The sequence below is a fragment of the Arthrobacter nitrophenolicus genome, assembly GCF_000332815.1.
Lineage (GTDB): Bacteria > Actinomycetota > Actinomycetes > Actinomycetales > Micrococcaceae > Arthrobacter > Arthrobacter nitrophenolicus.
In genome coordinates this window covers 1-1,782 of sequence record NZ_AOFD01000112.1, presented here as the reverse complement: position 1 = coordinate 1,782, position 1,782 = coordinate 1, and the positions used below count along the sequence as shown (strand labels likewise).

The following is a 1,782-nucleotide window of genomic DNA, read 5'->3' as shown; positions in this document are numbered from 1 at the left end:
GGCTTAGCCCCGGAGCCTGGTCATGGTGGGGTCGTAGAGGGGGTCTTGGGTGATGGTGGCGGGGATGCGGCGGCCGAAGTATTCGATTTCGACGGCGTCGCCGATGTTGACGGTGGATGGGAGGTAGGCGTAGGCGATGGGTTTTTGGATGGTGTAGCCGTAGGCGGCGCTGGTGATGTAGCCGAGGGGCTGGTTTTTGTAGAACACGGGTTCTTTGCCGAGGACGATGGAGCGGCCGTCGTTGATGGTGAGGCAGCGCAGGCGGCGTGCGGAGTTCTCTTCGGTGCGGCCTTCGAGGGCTGCTTTTCCGACGAAGTTGTCTTTGGCCATTTTGACGGCGAAGCCGAGGCCGGCCTCGTAGGGGTCGTGTTCGGTGGTCATGTCGGTGCCCCAGGAGCGGTAGCCCTTTTCGAGGCGGAGGGAGCTGAATGCTGCGCGGCCGGCGGCGATGATCCCAAAGGGTTGGCCTGCTTTGAAGAGGGTGTCCCAGAGGCGTTGGCCGTTTTCGGCGCTGGTGTAGAGTTCCCAGCCGAGTTCGCCGACGTAGGACAGGCGCATCGCGGTGACGGGCACGCCGCCGATGACGACTTGCTTGGAGCGGAAGTATTTGAGGCCGTCGTTGGTGAAGTCGTCGTTGCTGACCGTGGCGACGACGTCGCGGGCGAGGGGCCCCAGAGGCCGATGCAGCAGGTCCCGCCGGTGGTGTCGCGGACCTGGACCCAATCGGCCGGGCCGCCGTTGTTGGTTTGGTGGCGGGCGGCGCGGTCGAAGTAGGCGGTGTCGATGTTGCCGTTGGCGCCGAGCTGGAAGGTGTCCTCATTCAGGCGGGCGACGGTGATGTCGCTGCGGATCCCGCCGGCGTGGTCCAGCAGCAGGGTGTAGGTGACGGCGCCGGGCTTTTTGGTCATGTCCGCGGTGGTCAGTTCCTGCAGGAGTTTCTGGGCTCCGGGCCCGGAAACTTCGAGGCGTTTGAGCGGGGTCATGTCATACATGGCGACGGCGGTACGGGTTTTCCACGCTTCGGCCGCGGCGATCGGGGAGCTGAACATCCCGGACCAGGCATCCCGGGCCGGCGGCTGCCACTCTGCTGGCATCTCCTTGAGGAGGTCTGCGTTCGCTTCGAACCAGTACGGGCGTTCCCAGCCGCCGCCTTCGAGGAAGACCCCGCCGAGCTGCTTGTGCCGGGCATGGAACGGGGACACGCGCAGGTTGCGGGGGGAAAGTTTGGGCTGCAGCGGGTGCAGGACGTCGTAGATTTCGACGAAGTTCTGCTGCGAGGTTTCACTGACGTATTCGGGAGTGAGTTGGACGTCTTCGAAGCGGTGGATGTCGCAGTCGCCGAGGTCGATGGAGGACTTGCCTTCGGTGAGGAGTTCGGCGACGGCGCGGGCGATGCCTGCGGAGTGGGTGACCCAGACGGCTTCGGCGACGTAGAACCCGTCGAGTTCTTTGGATTCGCCCACGAGGGAGCCGCCGTCGGGGGTGAAGGAGAAGATCCCGTTGAAGCCGTCCTCGATCTCGGCTTCGTGCAGGGCGGGCAGCAGCTGCTTGGTCGCTTCCCAGGCGGGCAGGAAGTCTTCGAGGGTGAAGTCCAGCCGGGAGGGCATGTTGTGTTCGCTGATCTCGTCCGGCTTGAAGGTGCCGAGTTCGTCGAGGTCCACGGGCATGGGTTTGTGGGCGTAGGAGCCGATGCCGTACCGGTCGCCGTGTTCGCGGTAGTAGAGGTCCTGGTCCTGGTGGCGCAGGATGGGCAGCCGGGCCCCGTTCGGGAGCTCGTTCTTT

General features: G+C 65.0%; 1 pseudogene. It reads right to left on the bottom strand.

Annotated elements, in window-relative coordinates:
* Window positions 1-3 precede the first annotated feature (3 nt).
* Window positions 4-1,782: pseudogene (locus G205_RS20305) on the bottom strand (FAD-dependent oxidoreductase); the annotation flags it as partial.